This window comes from Campylobacter geochelonis, from assembly GCF_013201685.1.
Taxonomy (GTDB): Bacteria; Campylobacterota; Campylobacteria; order Campylobacterales; family Campylobacteraceae; genus Campylobacter_B; species Campylobacter_B geochelonis.
In genome coordinates this window covers 261,294-279,318 of record NZ_CP053844.1, presented here as the reverse complement: position 1 = coordinate 279,318, position 18,025 = coordinate 261,294, and the positions used below count along the sequence as shown (strand labels likewise).

General features: G+C 35.3%; 16 protein-coding genes. 3 read left to right on the top strand and 13 right to left on the bottom strand.

The genetic code is table 11. From position 1 onward, the window contains the following. Window positions 1-5: 5 nt before the first annotated feature. The 6 genes from CGEO_RS01330 to CGEO_RS01305 are packed head-to-tail and all read right to left on the bottom strand — an operon-like array spanning window position 6 to window position 5,102. On the bottom strand, window positions 6-422 hold the full coding sequence (locus CGEO_RS01330; RefSeq protein WP_133147186.1) for a C-GCAxxG-C-C family protein: 417 nt from the start codon (window positions 420-422) through the stop codon (window positions 6-8). Then, a complete protein-coding gene (gene arsS, locus CGEO_RS01325; RefSeq protein WP_075539863.1) occupies window positions 419-1,324 on the bottom strand; it encodes an arsenosugar biosynthesis radical SAM (seleno)protein ArsS in 906 nt (301 codons plus the stop codon). Before arsS ends, CGEO_RS01330 begins: the two co-directional genes overlap by 4 nt. Beyond that, window positions 1,321-2,271 carry a heterodisulfide reductase-related iron-sulfur binding cluster gene (locus tag CGEO_RS01320; protein ID WP_075493746.1) on the bottom strand — a complete coding sequence of 317 codons (951 nt, stop codon included), beginning with the start codon at window positions 2,269-2,271 and terminating at the stop codon, window positions 1,321-1,323. The genes arsS and CGEO_RS01320 overlap by 4 nt, the downstream gene beginning before the upstream one ends. Next, window positions 2,261-2,908, bottom strand: coding sequence for a TIGR04283 family arsenosugar biosynthesis glycosyltransferase (locus tag CGEO_RS01315; RefSeq protein ID WP_075493748.1), 648 nt, complete (start codon window positions 2,906-2,908; stop codon window positions 2,261-2,263). The genes CGEO_RS01320 and CGEO_RS01315 overlap by 11 nt, the downstream gene beginning before the upstream one ends. After that, window positions 2,908-4,407 (bottom strand): TIGR04282 family arsenosugar biosynthesis glycosyltransferase, encoded by a 1,500-nt coding sequence (locus CGEO_RS01310; protein ID WP_075539864.1) that lies wholly within the window; start codon window positions 4,405-4,407, stop codon window positions 2,908-2,910. Before CGEO_RS01310 ends, CGEO_RS01315 begins: the two co-directional genes overlap by 1 nt. Then, window positions 4,404-5,102 (bottom strand): rhodanese-like domain-containing protein, encoded by a 699-nt coding sequence (locus CGEO_RS01305; protein ID WP_075493752.1) that lies wholly within the window; start codon window positions 5,100-5,102, stop codon window positions 4,404-4,406. The genes CGEO_RS01310 and CGEO_RS01305 overlap by 4 nt, the downstream gene beginning before the upstream one ends. A gap of 336 nt (window positions 5,103-5,438) precedes the next feature. Here CGEO_RS01305 and CGEO_RS01300 point away from each other — a divergent pair, with 336 nt between their 5' ends. From CGEO_RS01300 to CGEO_RS01290, 3 genes are all read left to right on the top strand, one after another. Further along, window positions 5,439-7,607: a sensor histidine kinase gene (locus CGEO_RS01300; protein ID WP_075493754.1), complete on the top strand. Its 2,169-nt coding sequence runs from the start codon at window positions 5,439-5,441 to the stop codon at window positions 7,605-7,607. Beyond that, window positions 7,588-8,223 carry a response regulator transcription factor gene (locus CGEO_RS01295; RefSeq protein WP_075493756.1) on the top strand — a complete coding sequence of 212 codons (636 nt, stop codon included), beginning with the start codon at window positions 7,588-7,590 and terminating at the stop codon, window positions 8,221-8,223. The genes CGEO_RS01300 and CGEO_RS01295 overlap by 20 nt, the downstream gene beginning before the upstream one ends. 165 nt (window positions 8,224-8,388) lie before the next feature. Beyond that, window positions 8,389-9,225, top strand: a complete 837-nt coding sequence (locus CGEO_RS01290; protein ID WP_075539865.1) for a transporter substrate-binding domain-containing protein — start codon at window positions 8,389-8,391, stop codon at window positions 9,223-9,225. Between the two features lie 194 nt (window positions 9,226-9,419). Here CGEO_RS01290 and carB read toward each other — a convergent pair whose 3' ends face one another. Genes carB through CGEO_RS01255 form a run of 7 tightly spaced genes read right to left on the bottom strand, consistent with a single transcriptional unit; the run spans window position 9,420 to window position 18,024 of the window. After that, window positions 9,420-12,677, bottom strand: a complete 3,258-nt coding sequence (gene carB / locus CGEO_RS01285) for a carbamoyl-phosphate synthase large subunit (protein WP_075539866.1) — start codon at window positions 12,675-12,677, stop codon at window positions 9,420-9,422. Then, a complete protein-coding gene (mreC, locus tag CGEO_RS01280) occupies window positions 12,677-13,426 on the bottom strand; it encodes a rod shape-determining protein MreC (protein WP_075493762.1) in 750 nt (249 codons plus the stop codon). Before mreC ends, carB begins: the two co-directional genes overlap by 1 nt. Continuing rightward, window positions 13,419-14,453: a rod shape-determining protein gene (locus CGEO_RS01275; protein WP_075493764.1), complete on the bottom strand. Its 1,035-nt coding sequence runs from the start codon at window positions 14,451-14,453 to the stop codon at window positions 13,419-13,421. The genes mreC and CGEO_RS01275 overlap by 8 nt, the downstream gene beginning before the upstream one ends. Window positions 14,454-14,462: 9 nt before the next feature. Then, the gene (clpX, locus tag CGEO_RS01270) at window positions 14,463-15,695 is read right to left on the bottom strand and encodes an ATP-dependent Clp protease ATP-binding subunit ClpX (RefSeq protein ID WP_075493766.1); all 1,233 of its coding nucleotides are present in this window, start codon (window positions 15,693-15,695) and stop codon (window positions 14,463-14,465) included. After that, the gene (lpxA, locus tag CGEO_RS01265; protein WP_075493768.1) at window positions 15,695-16,483 is read right to left on the bottom strand and encodes an acyl-ACP--UDP-N-acetylglucosamine O-acyltransferase; all 789 of its coding nucleotides are present in this window, start codon (window positions 16,481-16,483) and stop codon (window positions 15,695-15,697) included. Before lpxA ends, clpX begins: the two co-directional genes overlap by 1 nt. Next, window positions 16,483-16,920 carry a 3-hydroxyacyl-ACP dehydratase FabZ gene (fabZ, locus tag CGEO_RS01260; RefSeq protein WP_075493770.1) on the bottom strand — a complete coding sequence of 146 codons (438 nt, stop codon included), beginning with the start codon at window positions 16,918-16,920 and terminating at the stop codon, window positions 16,483-16,485. Before fabZ ends, lpxA begins: the two co-directional genes overlap by 1 nt. Window positions 16,921-16,956: 36 nt before the next feature. Next, entirely contained in the window at window positions 16,957-18,024 is a 1,068-nt protein-coding gene (locus CGEO_RS01255; RefSeq protein WP_075493772.1) for an epoxyqueuosine reductase QueH, read from the bottom strand. Window position 18,025 lies beyond the last annotated feature (1 nt).

Sequence of the window (18,025 nt, the reverse complement as noted above, 5' to 3'; positions counted from 1 at the left end):
TTGCTCTAAACTTTTGCTAAAATCGACTCTAAAATCTCCACGCATTCGCTTGTAAGTCGTGGACAAATAGTCGTAAAAAGGCTGTTTTTTTCTATTTTTTCTAGTCCTTTTGGCTCTAAATAGCTAGCTTCTAAAATCTCTTTGCAAATTTTGCTTTTATAGCATTTTTCATAACGCTCATTAAACTCTTTGAATTTAGCTTCAAGCAGTTTTTTATCATCTCTACACACAAGCCCAAGCACAACGTAACTTGCCGCCACGCTTCCGCAAAAACTAGCTTCTCTCATACCGCCACCAAAACCAACGCTTAAATTTTTTGCCATTTTTTTGTCCAGCCCACACCTGTTTGCAAAGTGTAAAAGCACCATTTGAGCGCAGTTTATCTCACCTTTTTTAAACTCATCTGTAAATTTCTCTATCATTTTAAACTCCCATAACACCCATATCCATCTCCAGCCATGCACGCATAACAATGCTCTTTTATAACAACTTCTCTTTCTAGCTTTTGACTTTTTAAAAGTGCAAAAATATCTTTTTCTAAATTCGCCCCAAGCCCCAAAGCTGCGTTAAAATCGCAGTCATAAACGCTTCCATCATACTGCACATTTAGCCCATTTACGCACATCAAATTTTCTAAATTTTCTAAATTCAGGCTATCTTTTAGCATCTCTACATACTCATCATACTCATCAAATTTTTTAAGCATATCGCCAAAACGCCCAATAGCAACGTTTGCCATACAAAAAAGTGAGTTAAATTTAATGCCAAATTTAGCAAGCTCTTTTTTATAAACTTTTTCTAACTCATTTTGCTCGGCAGGAAGATACGCGCCGTTTGGGTTGTAAACTAAATTTAGCTTTAAACTATCACCAAACCCAAGCAAATTTAGCCTTTTTATAGCTTCAAGCTCTTTTGTAAAACTACCTTTTCCACGCATTGAATCGTTAAATTTCTCTTCATAAAACGGCACCGAAGCGATGATAATAACGCCGTATTTTGCATAAATTTGCATAAAATGGGAGTATTTTTCATCGAGCAAAATGGTTAAATTTGAGCGAAGCATTATCACAAGTCCGATTTCATGAGCTTTTTGTAGCAAAAATTCTAAATTTTCATTCATTTCAGGCGCGCCACCAGTTATATCTATGCAAGAAAATCCAAACTTCTCGCATGCGCTTAAGCACGCTTCCATCACATCTTTGCTCATCATTTCAGTGCGGTTTGGGCTTGAGCCAACGTGGCAGTGATAACAGCTCATGTTGCACTTTTTGGTTATGTTTAGCTGCATTGTTTTTGGGGATTTTGAGTAAATTTTTGGTATCAAATTCTGCCTTTTTTATAGTATTTAAATTTTAAAACATTTAGTGCGTAATGTTTGTTTGTCTTCTCATCAACACCTAAAAATAGGCTTGAAATATGTCTTGAACTTGCGCCAAAACGCCCACTACAAGTAGCGCAGTAAGTATAGGGCTGATTGCTTTTTGCTAAAACTTTACTAACGCCATTTTGTGCCACTTCTGGCTCATTTGACATCGCCAAACCACCGGCGCCACAGCAGTTTACATCGCTAAATGTGTTTTTAGCGTTTGGAAGTTTGTCTTTAAAATGAGAGTAAATCTCATAATTTGCTCTTTCAGGGCATGGAAAAAACAGATCAATCTCGTTTGAAAAAGTGCTTAAAAGTCCCATTTCATCAAGCTTTTCATAAAGTGAGCTAACCTTTATATCAAGACGTGGTTTTAAAAAATGATAGCAGTTTGGACAAGCAGTTATCAAGCGTTTTGTTTTTTTCTTTTTAAACAGCTCATTTAGATAAATTAACCTTTTTTCAGCACCCAAACCTGCCTCAAAAAGCGGTTTTCCACAACAATCTATACTAAAATCCACGCCCTCTTTTTCAAAAATTTCTATAATTTTTTTGCTCGTTTTTGGGAAGTATCCGACAAAATTACAGCCAAAAAAGAAAAGCTCGGTTGAGATTTTTTCAGAGTTATTTTCAAACAAATATGGCTCTTTTTTAAACTCAAGTAGCTTAAATTTACGTGGTTTTTGAAGTCTTAAATTTAAACTAACTTCGCTTCCTTTAATATCTTTTGGGCAAACTTCATAGCATTTATCACACAAAAAACAGTTGTAAGCTAAATCGCTATTTTTAGCAAAGCCGGATAAATCAAGCTCAAATTTATCCAAAAATTCGCAGTTTTTAGTGCAAAGTGAGCAGTTGATGCACTCGCTAACGCTATTTTGAGTGGTTTTAAATTTAAGCTTCATTGTAACTCTTTGCGATTTTTTCTATATCATAATTTAAGCGAAATTTAAGCTGAGCAAGTTGCATTTTAGCGATAGTTTTTAAAACACCAAATTTGTGAAATCTTCTAGCACTCGTTGTAATTTTGGCTGGTAAGAGCTTAAAAGTATATTTTCTTAGCCTTAAACTAAGCTCATAATCCTCCATTATAGGGAGTTGGCTAAACCCGCCGATTTTTTCAAATAGCTCTTTTTTGATAAAAATTCCTTGATCTCCAAAGGCAATATTTCGCACTTTTACACGCAGATTTGAAAGGCTCGCACAAACTTTCATAAGCCAACTTTTATCATCAAATTCAAGCTCAAAACAGCCAACATCACTCGTTAAAAGTGAGTTTTCGATATGCAAAACGCTATCTTCTTGAAAGGCGCTATCAGCGTGCAAAAACCACAGATTTTCATATCTTGCAGCGTTTGCACCACAATTTTGCTGAACAGCTCTTCCTTTTTGGCTTTTTAAAAGTTTAAAATTTCCACTTAAATTTAGCTCTTCGCACGTAACCAAAATCAGCTCAAACTCTCCTTTTAGGCTTTTAAATTGAGCTAAAAATGCGTTTAAATTTGGCTCTTGATAAACTGGTACGATGATACTAACTGCCATTAAATGCCTAAATTTGGAGTTTGCGAGCAATTATTTTCAAAGATTGATTTTAAATGCAAGATAAAATCATCTTTAAAATAACTATCGATTTTTTCTTTGACATTGCCGATATTTCTTTGATTTTCATACTCGACCTTTGCCATCGCGCACCAGCTAAGCCCACGCAAAATGCTAAATTTGAAATATTTACTAAACTTATAAATATCAAATTTACGCACCTTTTCATACTCTTTTAAAAAGCTTAAAATTTCATCGTTTTGCAAAATCGTATCAGTTCTAAAAAACGTTGTCGTTGGAGCTAAAAAATGGGCTAAATCCTGCTCACATTCGCCAACTACTGGCTTTTCCCAGTCGATGATATATGAGTTTTGGTTGATTATAAAATTTGTATTATTAAGCTCTGTGTTTATAATACAGCTATTTTCTACCTCATCATTAAGACCTAAATTCTGCACTTTTTCAAAAAAATAAATAAGATTTTCTAATATCTTTTTATCTGCTTTTTCATACTCAAAATAGGCTTTTGCCATCTTTTCACACTCTTCATACATCGCTAAAAATGGCTTTTGTATCTGCAAAAACGAGCTATTTGACTGGGTTTTTGCATTATGCACTTTGGCAAGTAACTTAGAAGCTATTAATAAATCTTTTTTATAATCAAGCGCTCTTCCTTCTAAAAACTCCATTTCAAACGCACCATAAGGCAAAAACTCGCTTTTTTCATAATACTTAAAAACCTTCGGCACAACGCCGCAATTTTGCAAAGCCAACAGCGCGTTGTATTCATAAAGCGTTGGATTTTCTACTTCAATTTGTGAGCCAAATTTAACACGAAACAGCCTTTTTACGCCATCTTTTTCATATATATAGTTTGCGTTGTATTCGCCACTTGCTAAAAGTTTCACATCGCTTTTTACGATAAATTTAAAGATATCCTCTTTTGTATCGATATCTTGAAGTCTAGGCAGCACTTCGCACTTTAAGCCTAAATTTAAAGCAGTTTTCACTGTATTTTCACACACATTATCTTTGCTAAATTCTATTTTAAAAAGCTCATCACATGGCTTTTTAAGCCCGATTAGCGAGTATCCGCCATCATCGCTTGGCGCTAAAACCAAATCTTGCGTGTCTAAATTTAAAAAAGCATTTTCTAAAAATTCCTTTTTAAGTCCGACTATATCGCTACCCATTAACAAAACTTTATCATATCCTAAAGCAAAAATTTCCTTAAAAGCTTTACTCATTTTTTCGCCTAAACCAACGCCTTGTTGCGCGAAAAACCTCACATTTTGCGATGTTAAATCTTTTAAAATTTGAACATCTCCGTCATCGCTATGAAAGATAAAAATTTTAAATTTCAAACTTTGCAAAACAGAAAAGTTTTCTTTTATAAGTTTTTTTTGTAAATTTAAAGCCTCATCTGGGCTTAAAAAGTCTAAAAGGCGGGTTTTGCACCGCCTAAGAACTGGAACTTTAGTAAAAAATATAATTGCTCTCATTTAACTAAGTTAAACTCATACTCTTTTGTTCCATCAAGCGAGTTTGAAACATCGCTAAAACCGCGTTTACTAAGCTCATTTGCTAGTTTTGCGCTTCTGTTTCCACTATAACAATGTGCGATTATCTTTTTGTTTTTATACGGCTCAAGCATCGCCACAGCTTCATCTATAGGCGTTCCATCAGGGATATTAATCGCACCTTTTAAATGCCCTTTTGCAAAGTCTTTTGCCTCTCTAACATCGACTATAACGGCACTTGCGTCATCGCTTGCTTTTTGTAAATCACTTCCTAAAACGTTTTTGTAACTTGTCAAGTTATACTCAAACTGTTTCACGCCATCGCCGTTATAGACTTTTTTAAAGCCATTTTCTTGCAAAATTTTTAAAGCCTTGCCGCTTTTATTTCCAGTGTTGCAGTAAAGAACGACATTTTTATCTTTAAAATTTTGCAAAGCTAAAAGCTCGCCATTAAGCTCTTCAAGCGGGATATTTATAGCGTGTTTAAGATGTCCAGCATCATACTCTTTTTTGCTTCTAACATCGATAACAAGGTAGTTTTCTTTCTTTTTGTTATCATTTTGAATGGCTGCTAAATCGCTACCTTTTATTTGAGTAACTTTTGTATCTGAACAAGCAGTAAAAACTAAAGCGACAAAAACCGCACCTAATGTGATAAATTTTTTGAAATTTGACATAAAAAAGCCTTAAAATTTTATAACCGAACCTCGGCTCTGATTTAACCTGTAATTTTATCTTACTTGGTTAAATATAAAATTTAAATTTATTGGCTTGTTGAGTTTAGATAAATTTGACAAAGCAAAAGTTACCAACTCATACAAATAAATCGCACAGCAATACCATAAAATAAACACATTTTTAAACCAAAAACAGTAAAAGCACAATGATGAAAATGGTATAATTTTATGTCTATTTTGGCGCTTGTAGTTTGTGATGAGTTTAAAAAATCATAGGATTTTACAATCTCGTGCGCCCATAGAGGAAAAGACCCTCTTAATTTAAAAAGGTTATTTGTGAAATTTGTATTTTTAGCTCTTTTTTTACCGATTTTTTTGTTTGCGCAAGGTAAAGAAATCTTGCTTCTTCAGTCTTATAACAAGGGCTTAAAATGGAGCGATGATATATCTTTGGGTGTTGAAAATGAGCTAAAAAGTTATAAAAATATCGAGCTAACAACCGAATATATGGATAGCAAGAAAAATGATTCAAAAGAGTATAAAGAAAAAATTTCTAAGCTTTTTTTATATAAATTTAAAGACAGAAAATACGATGTCATCATCATCGCAGATAACTTTGCGGTTGATTTTTACAACCTAAACAAAGATAAGCTTTTTGCTGGTTCAAAAGTGATTTTCACTGGGCTTGATATGGACTTTTTGGGAGTTGATTTAAACCAAACGATAAAAGATAAAATTCCCATTGTCTTGGAAAACAAGCAAGTAGATACGAATGTGGCGTTTATCATCTCATCTGTGAAAAACTTAAAACACCTTTATATCATCAACGATAATTCGTTTGATTCAAGACTTATAAATGATAAATTTAAAGCCATAGAGCAACAAAACAACATCGATATATCTTTAAATTTAAATGGAAATTTGCAAACTTTAGAAAAAGATATAGCAAATTTACCAAAAAATAGCGCTATTTTGTTTGGCTCTTTGTTTGTCGATGATAAGATGAACTATATCTCATATAACACAGTAAACAACCTCATAAACAGCTCTAAATTTCCAGTCTTTTCACTGACTGATTCGCACCTTGGAAAAGGCGTTGTTGGCGGGCTTTTATCAACTGGTTATGAGCAAGGAAGTGAGGCTGGAAAGCTAGCGTTAAAGTATCTAAATAATCAAGAAGTTGATTATAAAACGCCTGTTTTAGCAAACGCAAAGTGGGAATTTGACTATAACGCGATTAAAAAATACAACCTTGAGTATATAAATTTACCAAAAAATGCAACTATCCTAAACGCCCCAAAAAGCTTTTTTGAGAAAAACAGAGTTTTTATCGATAGAAGCTTTATCGCCTCCCCTTTTATATTTTTGATTTTACTTTTTATCATCTTTTATATCGTTAAAAAATCACAAATGCAAAAGAAAATCACAGATCGAGAAAAGCTTATAAAAACCCAGCTTAACAACATCAAAGATATGATTTTGTGGATTAGAAACGATGGGCTTATCATAACGTGTAATCAAGCTTTTTGCTTTTTTATCTCAAAGAAAAAAGATCTCATCATCGGCAAAAAAATAGATCAAATCATAGGCGAACTAAATGAGCATATCGATATGCAAAAGCTCTTTGATAGGGATTTTTTCGAGTTTGAATACAACGATAAAAACTACTATGTTAAAAATAACATCTTAGAATACAGCAACCAAAAAACAAATTTTTTAATCATAACAGATGTAACAGCAAAAAGACAGATTGACTTAAACAAACAGTTTTTAATCCAACAATCAAAGCTAAGCGAAATCGGCGAAATGCTCTCATCGCTAGCTCATCAGTGGAAAACGCCACTTGTGGAGCTTTCGGCTGTTGCACACAAGATGCAGTACTACAACCAAAGCAAAAAGCTAACTTCAAGCGATATGGAGCAGTTTTTCGATACGATAATGAAGCAGATAATTTTTATGTCTGAAACTGTTGATGCAATTAGAAATTTCGTCAAGCCATCTACAAAAACGACTCTTTTTGATATCGATTTGGGTATAAAAGAGATACTGTCTATCATACACCCATCGCTTGAACATAACTTTATAAAAGTCGAGTATAAAAACATCTTAGATAGCGATATTTACATCTATGGATACGCAAATGAATTTAAACAAGTCATACTAAATATCATAAATAACGCAAAAGATGCCATCGTAGAAAAAAACGATAAAAAAGGTAGTGGCAAGATAAAAATCAGCCTAAATCAAATCGATGAAAGCGTGAAAATAAAGATCGAAGATAATGGCGTGGGGTTAAGTAAAGACAGTGCGAATTCGATATTTCAGCCATATTTTACTACTAAAAAAGATGGGCTTGGTATTGGGCTTTATATGGCTAAATTTATAGTTGAAAATAAAATGGATGGCAAGCTAAACGTTTATGCGCTAGAAAATGGCGTTAAATTTATCATCACTTTACCAAAACCAACTCACGCGGAGCTAAACGATGAAGATACTTTTGCTTGAAGACAACCAAAGCTTAGCAAGCATCATAAAAGAGGTGCTTGAAAGCAAAGGATACGCGATAGAACTTTTTGATGATGGAAATTTAGCCTTGCAAAACCTTACTAACGGATACGACTGCTTTGTGCTTGATATCAATGTGCCATCGCTTGATGGGATTAGTATACTAAATTTAATAAGAGATTATGATAAAAACATACCCATTATCATCATCAGCTCAAACACAGAGTTATCCATCATACAAAAAGCCTATCAAAACGGTTGCAACGATTTTTTGAAAAAGCCATTTTACATCTATGAACTTGAAGCTAAAATCAACTTGCTTTGCAAAAAAGATAAGGTGATAAATTTTGGCGAGGAGTTTTACTTCGATATGAAAAAAGAGGCACTGTTTTATCAAAAAGCAGAGATAGAGCTTACAAGAAAGGAGCGGCTTTTCTTGCTTTTGCTCTTAAAAAACCAAACACAAACTATCAGCATAGAGATGATTTTAGAGTATGTTTGGGAAGGCGAGAGTTCATCTGTGATGAGCCTAAGATCGCTAGTTAAAAGACTTCGCCAAAAACTACCAAAAAACATCATCGAAACAAAAAATTTTGGGTATAAAATTCAAATTTAGTCAAGGTAAATTTAAAAATTTATGCTTGGTTTTGGCTATAAGAGTTTAAATTTATTTGTATTTTTATATTTATTGAATAATTTATAAAGTATTAGCATAATATATTGACTTTTTATTTTCGATATAGATATAATTATTTTTTTAAAAAATTATATGGAGAAATATATGAGATATATTTTAGTGATTGCTCTTTTGTTATCTACATTTTTATTTGGGCGAACTCTTGATGAGATTAAGCATTCTGGCGTTATCAGAATTGGAGTTCATAATAAACAACCTCCTTTTTCATTGCAAAATACAAATGGCGAATTTGAGGGCTTTGAGATAGATTTAGCAAAGGCTATGACAAAGGCAATATTTCCAAAAGAAGATGTTAAATTTGAACTAGTTGGAGTAACTTTGGCACAGCGTATCGAGTTTTTAGAAAATGACAAAATCGACCTTGTTATCGCTTCTATGACCGAAACAGAAGATAGAAAAAAACTCGTTGATTTTTCAATACCTTATTTTAGAGTGAACTTGGGAATACTAACCAAAAAAGAAAAGCATATAACTAAACTTAGAGAATTGCAAGAAGAAGGCTCAACCATAATAGTAGAAGCAAACTCGCCAGCGGAATATTATTTTAAACAAAAAGGATTTAAAACCATACCTTGCGTGGGTGCCCTTACTTGCTATAATATGCTCATAGAAGATAAAGGCGATGCTTTCTCAACCGATTCACTTATCGTGCTGGCTTATCCGGTGATAAATGATAGCGTTGAAGTTGTGTTAAAAAACTTAGGCGAGACAGACTACATAGGCATGGCAGTATCAAAAGGAAATGAAGATTTGCTAGAAATGGTTAATGACGCGATTTACAAACTAAGCAACGATAAATTTTTTACAAATGCATTTAATCACACCTTTGTGCCATTTTACAAAGGAAACGTGGCTAAACAATACTTTTTATTAGAAGATTTTTATAAAATTTTATATGATATGCAGTTAGAAAATTTATAAATTTAAACTGGTTTGGTTTATAAATTTTAGATATTAAAATATTTTTAAAGCTTAAGTTAGCAAGTTTGTTGACTTAAGCTTGAGTAGGAATTTAAAGCCAAATAAACCATTTGCATAAATAGCTTAAATTTAGTTATTTTATAAACAAAAAGGCTAAATTTAAGGAAGCCTTGCCTTAAATTTAGCTATTTATTTTATTTTTTCAAATACTCTTGCAAGCTTTTGACCTCAAGCGCCGAGCCATCTTGCATACTCGAAACTGAGTGCATAGCCGCGATTGCTGCTTTCATCGTTGTAAAGTATGGAAGCTTGAAGCGAAGCACAGATTGGCGGATTTTAGCTGCGTCACTCGTGCTTGACTTACTATCGCTTGTATTTATCACCAGCGCGATATCGCCGTTTTTAAGCTTATCTTCGATGTTTGGACGACCTTCGCTGATTTTATAAACAAACTCACTTTCAACTCCTTTTTCTTGTAAAAGTTTGTGAGTTCCACTTGTAGCTATGATTTTAAAGCCGATTTTTATAAGTCCGTTTGCTAGTTCAACCGCTCTTTCTTTATCGTGTTGAGCTAGCGATATAAAGACATTTCCACCACTTGGAAGGACGTTGTTTGCTGCGATTTGAGACTTAGCAAAGCTCTTTGCAAAATTATCACTTATCCCCATAACTTCGCCCGTGCTTTTCATCTCTGGACCTAAGATTAAATCCGCTCCGGTTAGTTTGTTAAATGGAAACACGCTCTCTTTAACGCAGATATGGTTTGTCACGCGTGGTTTTAAGATACCTTTTTCTTCAAATACAACGCCAAAATCATCATAGAATTTTAACGCCTCACGCAAATTTCCTTGCCACATAACACGCGTTGCAACCTTTGCCATAGGGATTCCAGTTGCTTTGCTGACAAATGGCACGGTTCTACTAGCTCGTGGATTTACCTCTATCATATAAAGTTCATTTTGATAAATTGCAAACTGTATATTCATCAGTCCAACAACGCCTAAATTTAGAGCTATTTCTTTTGTTTGTTTATTTACCAAATCAATCATTTGTGGACTTAAACTCATCGGTGGTAAAATACTTGCGCTATCACCACTGTGGATTCCAGCCTCTTCGATATGCTCCATAATAGCACCTATATAGACATCTTTTCCATCACAAATCGCATCCACATCAAGTTCAGTCGCATCTATTAAAAATTTATCCAAAAGAACCGGCGAGTGATAGCTTACGCTTACTGCTTCATTCATATAATGTTTTAGTTCGCTTTCGCTATGAACACGGCGCATAGCGCGACCTCCAAGAACATAACTTGGTCTTACAAGCACAGGATAGCCGATGTGAGCTGCTTTTTCAATAGCCTCTTCTTGACTAATCGCAGTATCGTTGTGCGGCTGTTTTACGCCGATTTTTGTTATAAACTCGCTAAATTTCTTTCTATCTTCAGCCACATCGATAACTCTTGCGCTTGTGCCGATGATTTTAGCTCCGATGATATTTAATCTTTTTGCAAATTTAAGTGGAGTTTGTCCACCAAAATGCACTATCACACCATCTGGCTTTTCTCTTTCAATCACACTTCTAACATGCTCAAAATCAATCGGCTCAAAGTATAAAATGTCGCTTGTATCATAATCAGTTGAAACTGTTTCTGGGTTGCAGTTATACATAATTGTCGTAACACCCATGTCTTTTAGCGCATAACTTGCATGAACACAACAATAATCAAACTCAATACCCTGCCCTATGCGGTTTGGACCACCGCCGATGATGAGAACTTTTTTGCCATTTTTGGTTGGTTTTAAAGGTAAATTTGGAGTGATATTTGTGCTTGAGTAAAGATAGCTTGTACTTGCCTTAAACTCGCCAGCGCAAGTATCAACCTCATCGTATTCTAAATTTATACCCTGTTTTGCTCTTGCAAAAAAGATATCATTTTGTGTTAGTTCTAAGTTATCTTTTTCGTTTATAAGATAGGCTATCATCTTATCTGAAAAGCCCATAGTTTTGGCAACTCGTAATAAATTTGCGTCATTTATGATATCCATATCAACCCTATCTTCAAACTCAACTATCTCTTTAATCTCGTTTAAAAACCAAGGATCAACTTTAGTAAATTCATGAATTTCTTCTAAACTTAGCCCATCTCTAAAAGCTTGTGCTAGATATAAAAGCCTGTTTTCATGAGCGTTTCTAAGTCCAAAAATCAAATCATCTTGTTTAAGTTTTAAATGGTTAAATCCATATAAATTCTTCTCCATCGAGCAAAGTGCTTTTTGAATGCTTTCTTTAAATGTCTTACCTATCGCCATAACTTCGCCAACGCTCTTCATCGCCGTGCCAAGATATGGGTTTGAACCAGGAAATTTCTCAAAGGTAAAGCGTGGAATTTTTGTTACTATATAATCAATCACCGGCTCAAAACTCGCAGTCGTACCAGTAATGTCGTTTTTAATCTCATCTAAGCTAAAACCAACTGCTAGCATGGTTGCAACTTTAGCTATAGGATATCCTGTTGCCTTGCTTGCTAATGCTGAGCTTCTTGAAACGCGCGGATTCATCTCGATAACTATCATTCTGCCATCTTTTGGATTTATAGCAAACTGAACATTGCTTCCGCCCGTATCAACGCCAATTTCACGCAAAATTTTAAAACTCGCATCTCGCATATGCTGATACTCTTTATCTGTTAGCGTTAGTGCAGGAGCTACCGTAACACTATCTCCTGTGTGAACGCCCATAGGATCAAGGTTTTCGATAGAACAAACGATAATGCAGTTATCTTCTTGATCTCTGATAACTTCCATTTCGTATTCTTTCCAGCCAAGAAGACTCTCTTCGATTAGAATTTCATGAATCGGACTAATGTCAAGTCCGTTTTGTGCTAGCTCTTTAAACTCATCGATATTATACGCCACGCCACTTCCAGCACCACCTAAAGTATAGCTTGCTCTTATGATAATAGGAAAACCGATATCACTAGCTGCTAGCATAGCCTCATCCATATTATAAGCATAATGCGACTTTGGAAGCCCCATGCCTATCTTTAACATCGCCTCTTTAAAAGCAACCCTATCTTCGCCTTTTTTTATCGCTTCTGGCTTTGCTCCGATAAACAAAACATCTTGCGCCTCGCCACTTTCATAAATTTCCATCGCGACATTAAGCGCAACTTGCCCGCCCATCGTAGGTAAAATCGCATCTATTTTCTCTTTTTTAATGATTTTTAAAATGCTTTCTTTAGTTATTGGCTCTACATAAGTTGCATCGGCAAAGTCTGGATCGGTCATGATTGTAGCTGGGTTTGAGTTAATCAAAACAACTCTATATCCAAGCTCTTTAAGCGTCTTAGCAGCTTGAGTCCCACTGTAGTCAAACTCACAAGCTTGTCCTATAATAATCGGACCGCTACCGATCAACAAAATAGTCTTTATATCAGTTCTTTTTGGCATTACTCTTCCTTTGTGACGACATACAAAAATGCTGGAACATTCTCTTTAAAATACGGCTCTACAACAGCACTTTTGTATAAATCTTCATCTACGACTTTAACAACTCTACCAACTGGCACGCCAGCAAAAAATATCTTATCAAGCCCACTTGTAACGACTTCATCGCCAACTTGCGGGTTTAGCCATTGAGGTATAAATTTAACTATAACGCTCTTTCCATCTCCTTTTACAATGCCTGGAATTTGAGTACTTCCTATATACACAGAAAACGACGCCTTATCATCATCTTGTAAAATCGCAACTGGTCTTTTATCGTTTTCTACTACGATTCCAGCGGTATTTCCTTGATATATAGCCCCATAAACTTTGCTTTGATTAAACTCATCAAAATCTACCCAAAATTTAGTATAATCCCCGATATTCACATATGATAGTGTTCTTATCAGTTTTATATCAGGACTATACTTGCTTGAGTTGCTATCAAGTAAAATTTCGTTTAGCTCGTGCGCAAAAGTGCTTAGCAAAATGGCTGATTTTCTAAGTTCAACGTTTTGCGCTCTTAGCCTTTGAATTTCATCTACTTGGTTAAAATGCTCATTTGTTTTATTCTTAACAAATTCAACGCTATTTTTAAAAAAAGTTATAACACCTCCAGTAAAGTCAATCACACCAGCCTTTATACTTCCTCCAAAAAATAGCGAAATTCCAACAAAAACAGCGATGAGAAAAAGTGTTCTTACTTTATTCATCTGATAGTTGTCTTAAAATTCCTATCTCTTCTAACGCTTTTCCAGTTCCTTTTGCGACCGCAAGAAGCGGCTCATCAGCTACATATACTGGAAGTTTTACAATATCTCCTAAGTATTTATCAATACCTCTAATAAGCGCTCCACCTCCAGTTAAAACGATACCATTTTCTACGATATCAGAAGCAAGATCTGGTGGCATCATCTCTAACACAGTTTTAAGTGCGTCTGCGATTTCTTTAAGAGCTTCGCGCATAGCCTCTCTTACATCTTCGCTAGTTAGCTCAATCCTACTTAAAAGCCCACTAACTTGATCTCTTCCTTTAACAACAGTAACTAACTCTTTTGGAAGTTGCACTGCTGTTCCAACGCGAATTTTTATCTCTTCGCCGGTTCGCTCGCCTATTAAAAGGTTATATTTTTCTTTTACATAGTTTACAATGCTAATATCAAATTTATCTCCCGCGGTTCTAACAGACTTGCTTATAACAAGCCCACCTAAGGATATAACGCCAATTTCTGTTGTTCCGCCACCGATATCAACAACCAAACTTCCTTTTGGCTCTTGAACTGGAAGTCCCGCACCAATAGCGGCTGCCATCGGTTCTTCGATTAGAAAAACTTCTCTCGCTCCAGCCATTAAAGCGCTCTCTCTAACGGCTTTTCGCTCAACTTGAGTTAAACCGTATGGCACTGAGATGATGATTCGTGGTCTTATAAAACTTTTTCTTCTGTGTGTTTTTTCTATAAAGTAGCGTATCATCTTCTCTGTCATATCAAAGTCAGCTATAACGCCATCTTTCATCGGGCGAATCGCTTCTATATCGCCTGGAGTTTTACCCACCATCTCTTTAGCTTCATGCCCAACGGCTAGGATTTTTTGTTTGCCATACTTTTCATTTTGCACAGCTACAACGCTTGGCTCATTTATGATAATTCCCTTATCTTTTACAAGCACTAGCGTATTTGCAGTACCTAAGTCTATACCCATATCGCTTGAAAAAATTCCCAAAATCGCATCAATCAACATTTTTTTCCTTTATGCACTCAATATATCTTGTTTTATTAAAATTGGTTTGGCTTTGCCCTCTACAACATCTTTTGTTATCACAACATCATAACCATTTAGCTCTGGTAAATCATACATTATATCAAGCATTATCTCTTCCATAATGCTTCTAAGCCCCCTTGCACCAGTCTTTCGCTTAAGCGCTAAGCTTGCCACTTCTAAAAGCGCATCTTCATCAAATTTCAAATTCGCACCATCGATTGCAAAAATCTTTTGATACTGTTTTAAAATCGCATTTTTTGGTTCAGTTAAAATTCGCACCATATCAGCTTCGCTTAGTTCATTTAAAGTTGCCACCACGTGAAGTCTTCCGATAAGCTCTGGAATAATTCCATAATGAACCAAATCATCAGGCTCGACTAAATGAGTTAAATTCTCACTCTCTTTTTTAGTTCTTTTGCTATGAGTAAAGCCAAGAACATTTTGCCCGATTCTTCTATCGATTATGTCATTTAACCCATCAAACGCCCCACCGCAAACAAAAAGTATATTTGTCGTATCGATTTGGATAAATTCTTGATTTGGATGTTTTCTACCACCTTTTGGTGGGATATTTACAACGCTTCCTTCGATGATTTTAAGAAGCGCTTGCTGAACGCCCTCGCCACTTACATCACGCGTTATCGAGCGGTTTTCACTCATACGAGAAATTTTATCTATCTCATCAACAAAAACAATGCCTTGTTGCGCTCTTTTTACATCGCCATCGGCTGCTTGAAGAAGGCGAGTTAGGATATTTTCAACATCTTCGCCAACATATCCAGCCTCAGTTAAACTTGTCGCATCGCAAATAGCAATCGGAACATCTAAAAACCTAGCCAAAGTCTGCGCCATGAGTGTTTTACCACTTCCAGTTGGTCCGATTAATAAAATATTTGATTTAGAAATTTCAGTCTCATCTTCAACTTTATGCTGTTTAAAAATTCTTTTATAGTGGTTATAAACTCCAACACTAAATGCCTTTTTAGCGCTATCTTGTCCGATAACATAGCTATCAAGAACCGCTTTTAGCTCTTTTGGAGTTAGCGTTTTTATCTCATCTTTACTTTCACTTTTAGTATCTTCTTTAACTTCTCCACCGTGAATCACTTCATAAGCCGCGTCTATGCAGTATTCGCAGATAAAAGCATTTTTCTCATCATTTGGCAAAATTCTTCTACCGTCGCTTTGCGAACCACCACAAAAACTACACTTTTTTACCATTAAATTTTTCCTTTACTTAGAGGAATTCCTCTTTTTGTATTTATTATAAATTCGCACATTTTTTTGACATTTAAATTTGAAGTCTCATTAAGCAAAATTTCAGCCTGCTCTTTTAAATTTACACCCTGGTTAAATATAAATTTATACGCCTTATTTATCGCTTCAACCTCATCTTTAGCAAACCTGCGGCGAATTCCTACTAAATTTAGCCCTCTGATATAGGCTCTATTTCCCTCTGCTAAACAAAACGGCACAACATCTTGACTAAGCGCGCTTGCTCCTGCTATCATGCAACTTTCGCCGATTTTTACAAACTGATGAACCGGCGTAAGCCCACCGATAACCGCAAAATCTCCAAGCTCAACATGTCCTGCTAAAGTAGCGTTGTTTGCTAAGATGATATTATCCCCTATAACGCAATCATGCGCGATATGACAATACGCCATGATAAAGGCATTATCTCCCACTCTTGTAAAGCCATCGCCTTTATGAGAGCCTGAATTTATAGTGCAAAACTCATGAATGGTAGCGTTTTTGCCGATTATCAAACCTGTTTTTTCTCCAGTTTCAAAGCTCATATCTTGTGGAATCTCACCGATAACTGCATAGCTAAAAATCTTACTACCATCGCCGATAGTCGTATCTCCTACTATTCTAGCACCTTGTTTTATGATAGTGTTGTTGCCGATTTTCGCATCTTTACTGATAAAAGCATACGGTTCGACTATGACATCTTCGCCCAAAATCGCGCCATCTTCAACGATAGCGCTTGGATGTATTTTTTTCATCATTTATCCATTATCATCGCTTGAAGCTCGGCTGATGCGACAAGTTTATCATCCACATACGCCTCGCCTGATAAAACCCAAATTCTACCTCTGTGTTTAATCGCTTTTATGCGGTATTCTAGTCTATCGCCTGGGCGGATTGGGTGGCGAAATTTAGCTTTATCAATACTCATAAAATATACAACTTTGTTATCTAGCTCATTTTCGTCCATGCTTTTAAACGCCAAAACACCACCTGCTTGCGCCATTCCTTCGATTATCATAACGCCTGGATATATCGGATGTCCTGGAAAGTGTCCTTGAAAAATTTGATCTCCGATAGTAACGTTTTTATACGCTGCAATACTCTCATTTGGAATCAAGTCAGTTACTCTATCGATAAGTAAAAATGGGTATCTGTGCGGAAGAATTCTCATAATCTCGTTTATATCTATCATGGTTTTACCTTAAATTTTAATTAGCCTAGTATTTTATCAAATTCTTACTAAAATTTCCCTAACATCTAAATATATAGTTGAAAAAACTTCCATAATAACTTTGGCTGGATAAATTTCATCTACTATAACGATGGGCGAAAAACTGTCATTTTTGCAAATTTTTTCTCTGATTTCAAGCTCATTTTTTATGCTTAGGGGCGATTTTACAAGCTCTTTTGTGCAGCTAAATTTAGCATTTGCTATCTGGTTAAATTTAGCCAAAGTTATCAGTTTAATCTGTTCTTTATCCACATTTAGCTCATCTGCTTGATTTTCTATACTAAATTTAGTTAAACTCCTCTCAAAATGCGAGTTAAACAAAAAGTGGCTTGGCACAGCTACACCATTAAATTTAACCACTGCTCTAAGCAAACGGTAGTTTATAAATTTATCTTTTAAAAGCTTAAATTTAAGACCTTCTTCTTCGCATTTTATAATATTTTTATATAAATTTATCCTATCTTTGGCACTGTTTGGAAGCACCCTTTTATCGGCTAAATTTAGCAACTCATACTCTAAGCTTTTTTTGTTTTGTGCTTTAAGAGCAAACATACAACCGCAGTAGTTTTGATGATAAAGCTTATCACTTTTAGCTAAGCTAAACTGCTCTTGTGTTCCGCCACCTTTTCGATAATCTGGTGCTACAAAATCAAGACCAAAATCGCTACAAATTTTCTCAAGCGAGTTTTCTAACTGCTCGTGCGATTTTTTAGGGCTCATTAAAAGCGTTGTGGTTATGGTTTTTTCGCCGATTTGTTTGGCAAAAAGTGCGGTTTTTTCCATACGAAAATCAAAACAAGCCTGACACCTAGCTCCTTTTTCTGGCTCATTTTCAAGCCCTTTTACAAAGCTAAACCAACTATCAAGTTCATACTCTCCTAAATGCACCTTAATGCCCATTTTATCGCAACTTCGAACCACGTCTTGATAACGAAGCATAAACTCACTATACGGATGTATGTTTGGATCATAAAAGTACCCTGTGATTTTTTCTTCTGGATACTCCTTTTTAAGGCGTTTGATAAAGTAATGAGAATCAACTGAACAACAAATTTGAACAACCAAA

Excerpts from the sequence above, each read along its gene's own strand:
- fabZ (WP_075493770.1), bottom strand. The coding sequence starts at position 16,920 with ATGATAGATATAAACGAGATTATGAGAATTCTTCCGCACAGATACCCA.
- lpxA (WP_075493768.1), bottom strand. The coding sequence starts at position 16,483 with ATGAAAAAAATACATCCAAGCGCTATCGTTGAAGATGGCGCGATTTTG.
- clpX (WP_075493766.1), bottom strand. The coding sequence starts at position 15,695 with ATGGTAAAAAAGTGTAGTTTTTGTGGTGGTTCGCAAAGCGACGGTAGA.
- mreC (WP_075493762.1), bottom strand. The coding sequence starts at position 13,426 with ATGAATAAAGTAAGAACACTTTTTCTCATCGCTGTTTTTGTTGGAATT.
- CGEO_RS01330 (WP_133147186.1), bottom strand. The coding sequence starts at position 422 with ATGATAGAGAAATTTACAGATGAGTTTAAAAAAGGTGAGATAAACTGC.
- CGEO_RS01320 (WP_075493746.1), bottom strand. The coding sequence starts at position 2,271 with ATGAAGCTTAAATTTAAAACCACTCAAAATAGCGTTAGCGAGTGCATC.
- CGEO_RS01315 (WP_075493748.1), bottom strand. The coding sequence starts at position 2,908 with ATGGCAGTTAGTATCATCGTACCAGTTTATCAAGAGCCAAATTTAAAC.
- CGEO_RS01310 (WP_075539864.1), bottom strand. The coding sequence starts at position 4,407 with ATGAGAGCAATTATATTTTTTACTAAAGTTCCAGTTCTTAGGCGGTGC.
- CGEO_RS01275 (WP_075493764.1), bottom strand. The coding sequence starts at position 14,453 with ATGTTGATTGATGCGATTTTGGGAATTTTTTCAAGCGATATGGGTATA.
- CGEO_RS01305 (WP_075493752.1), bottom strand. The coding sequence starts at position 5,102 with ATGTCAAATTTCAAAAAATTTATCACATTAGGTGCGGTTTTTGTCGCT.
- CGEO_RS01295 (WP_075493756.1), top strand. The coding sequence starts at position 7,588 with ATGAAGATACTTTTGCTTGAAGACAACCAAAGCTTAGCAAGCATCATA.
- CGEO_RS01290 (WP_075539865.1), top strand. The coding sequence starts at position 8,389 with ATGAGATATATTTTAGTGATTGCTCTTTTGTTATCTACATTTTTATTT.
- carB (WP_075539866.1), bottom strand. The coding sequence starts at position 12,677 with ATGCCAAAAAGAACTGATATAAAGACTATTTTGTTGATCGGTAGCGGT.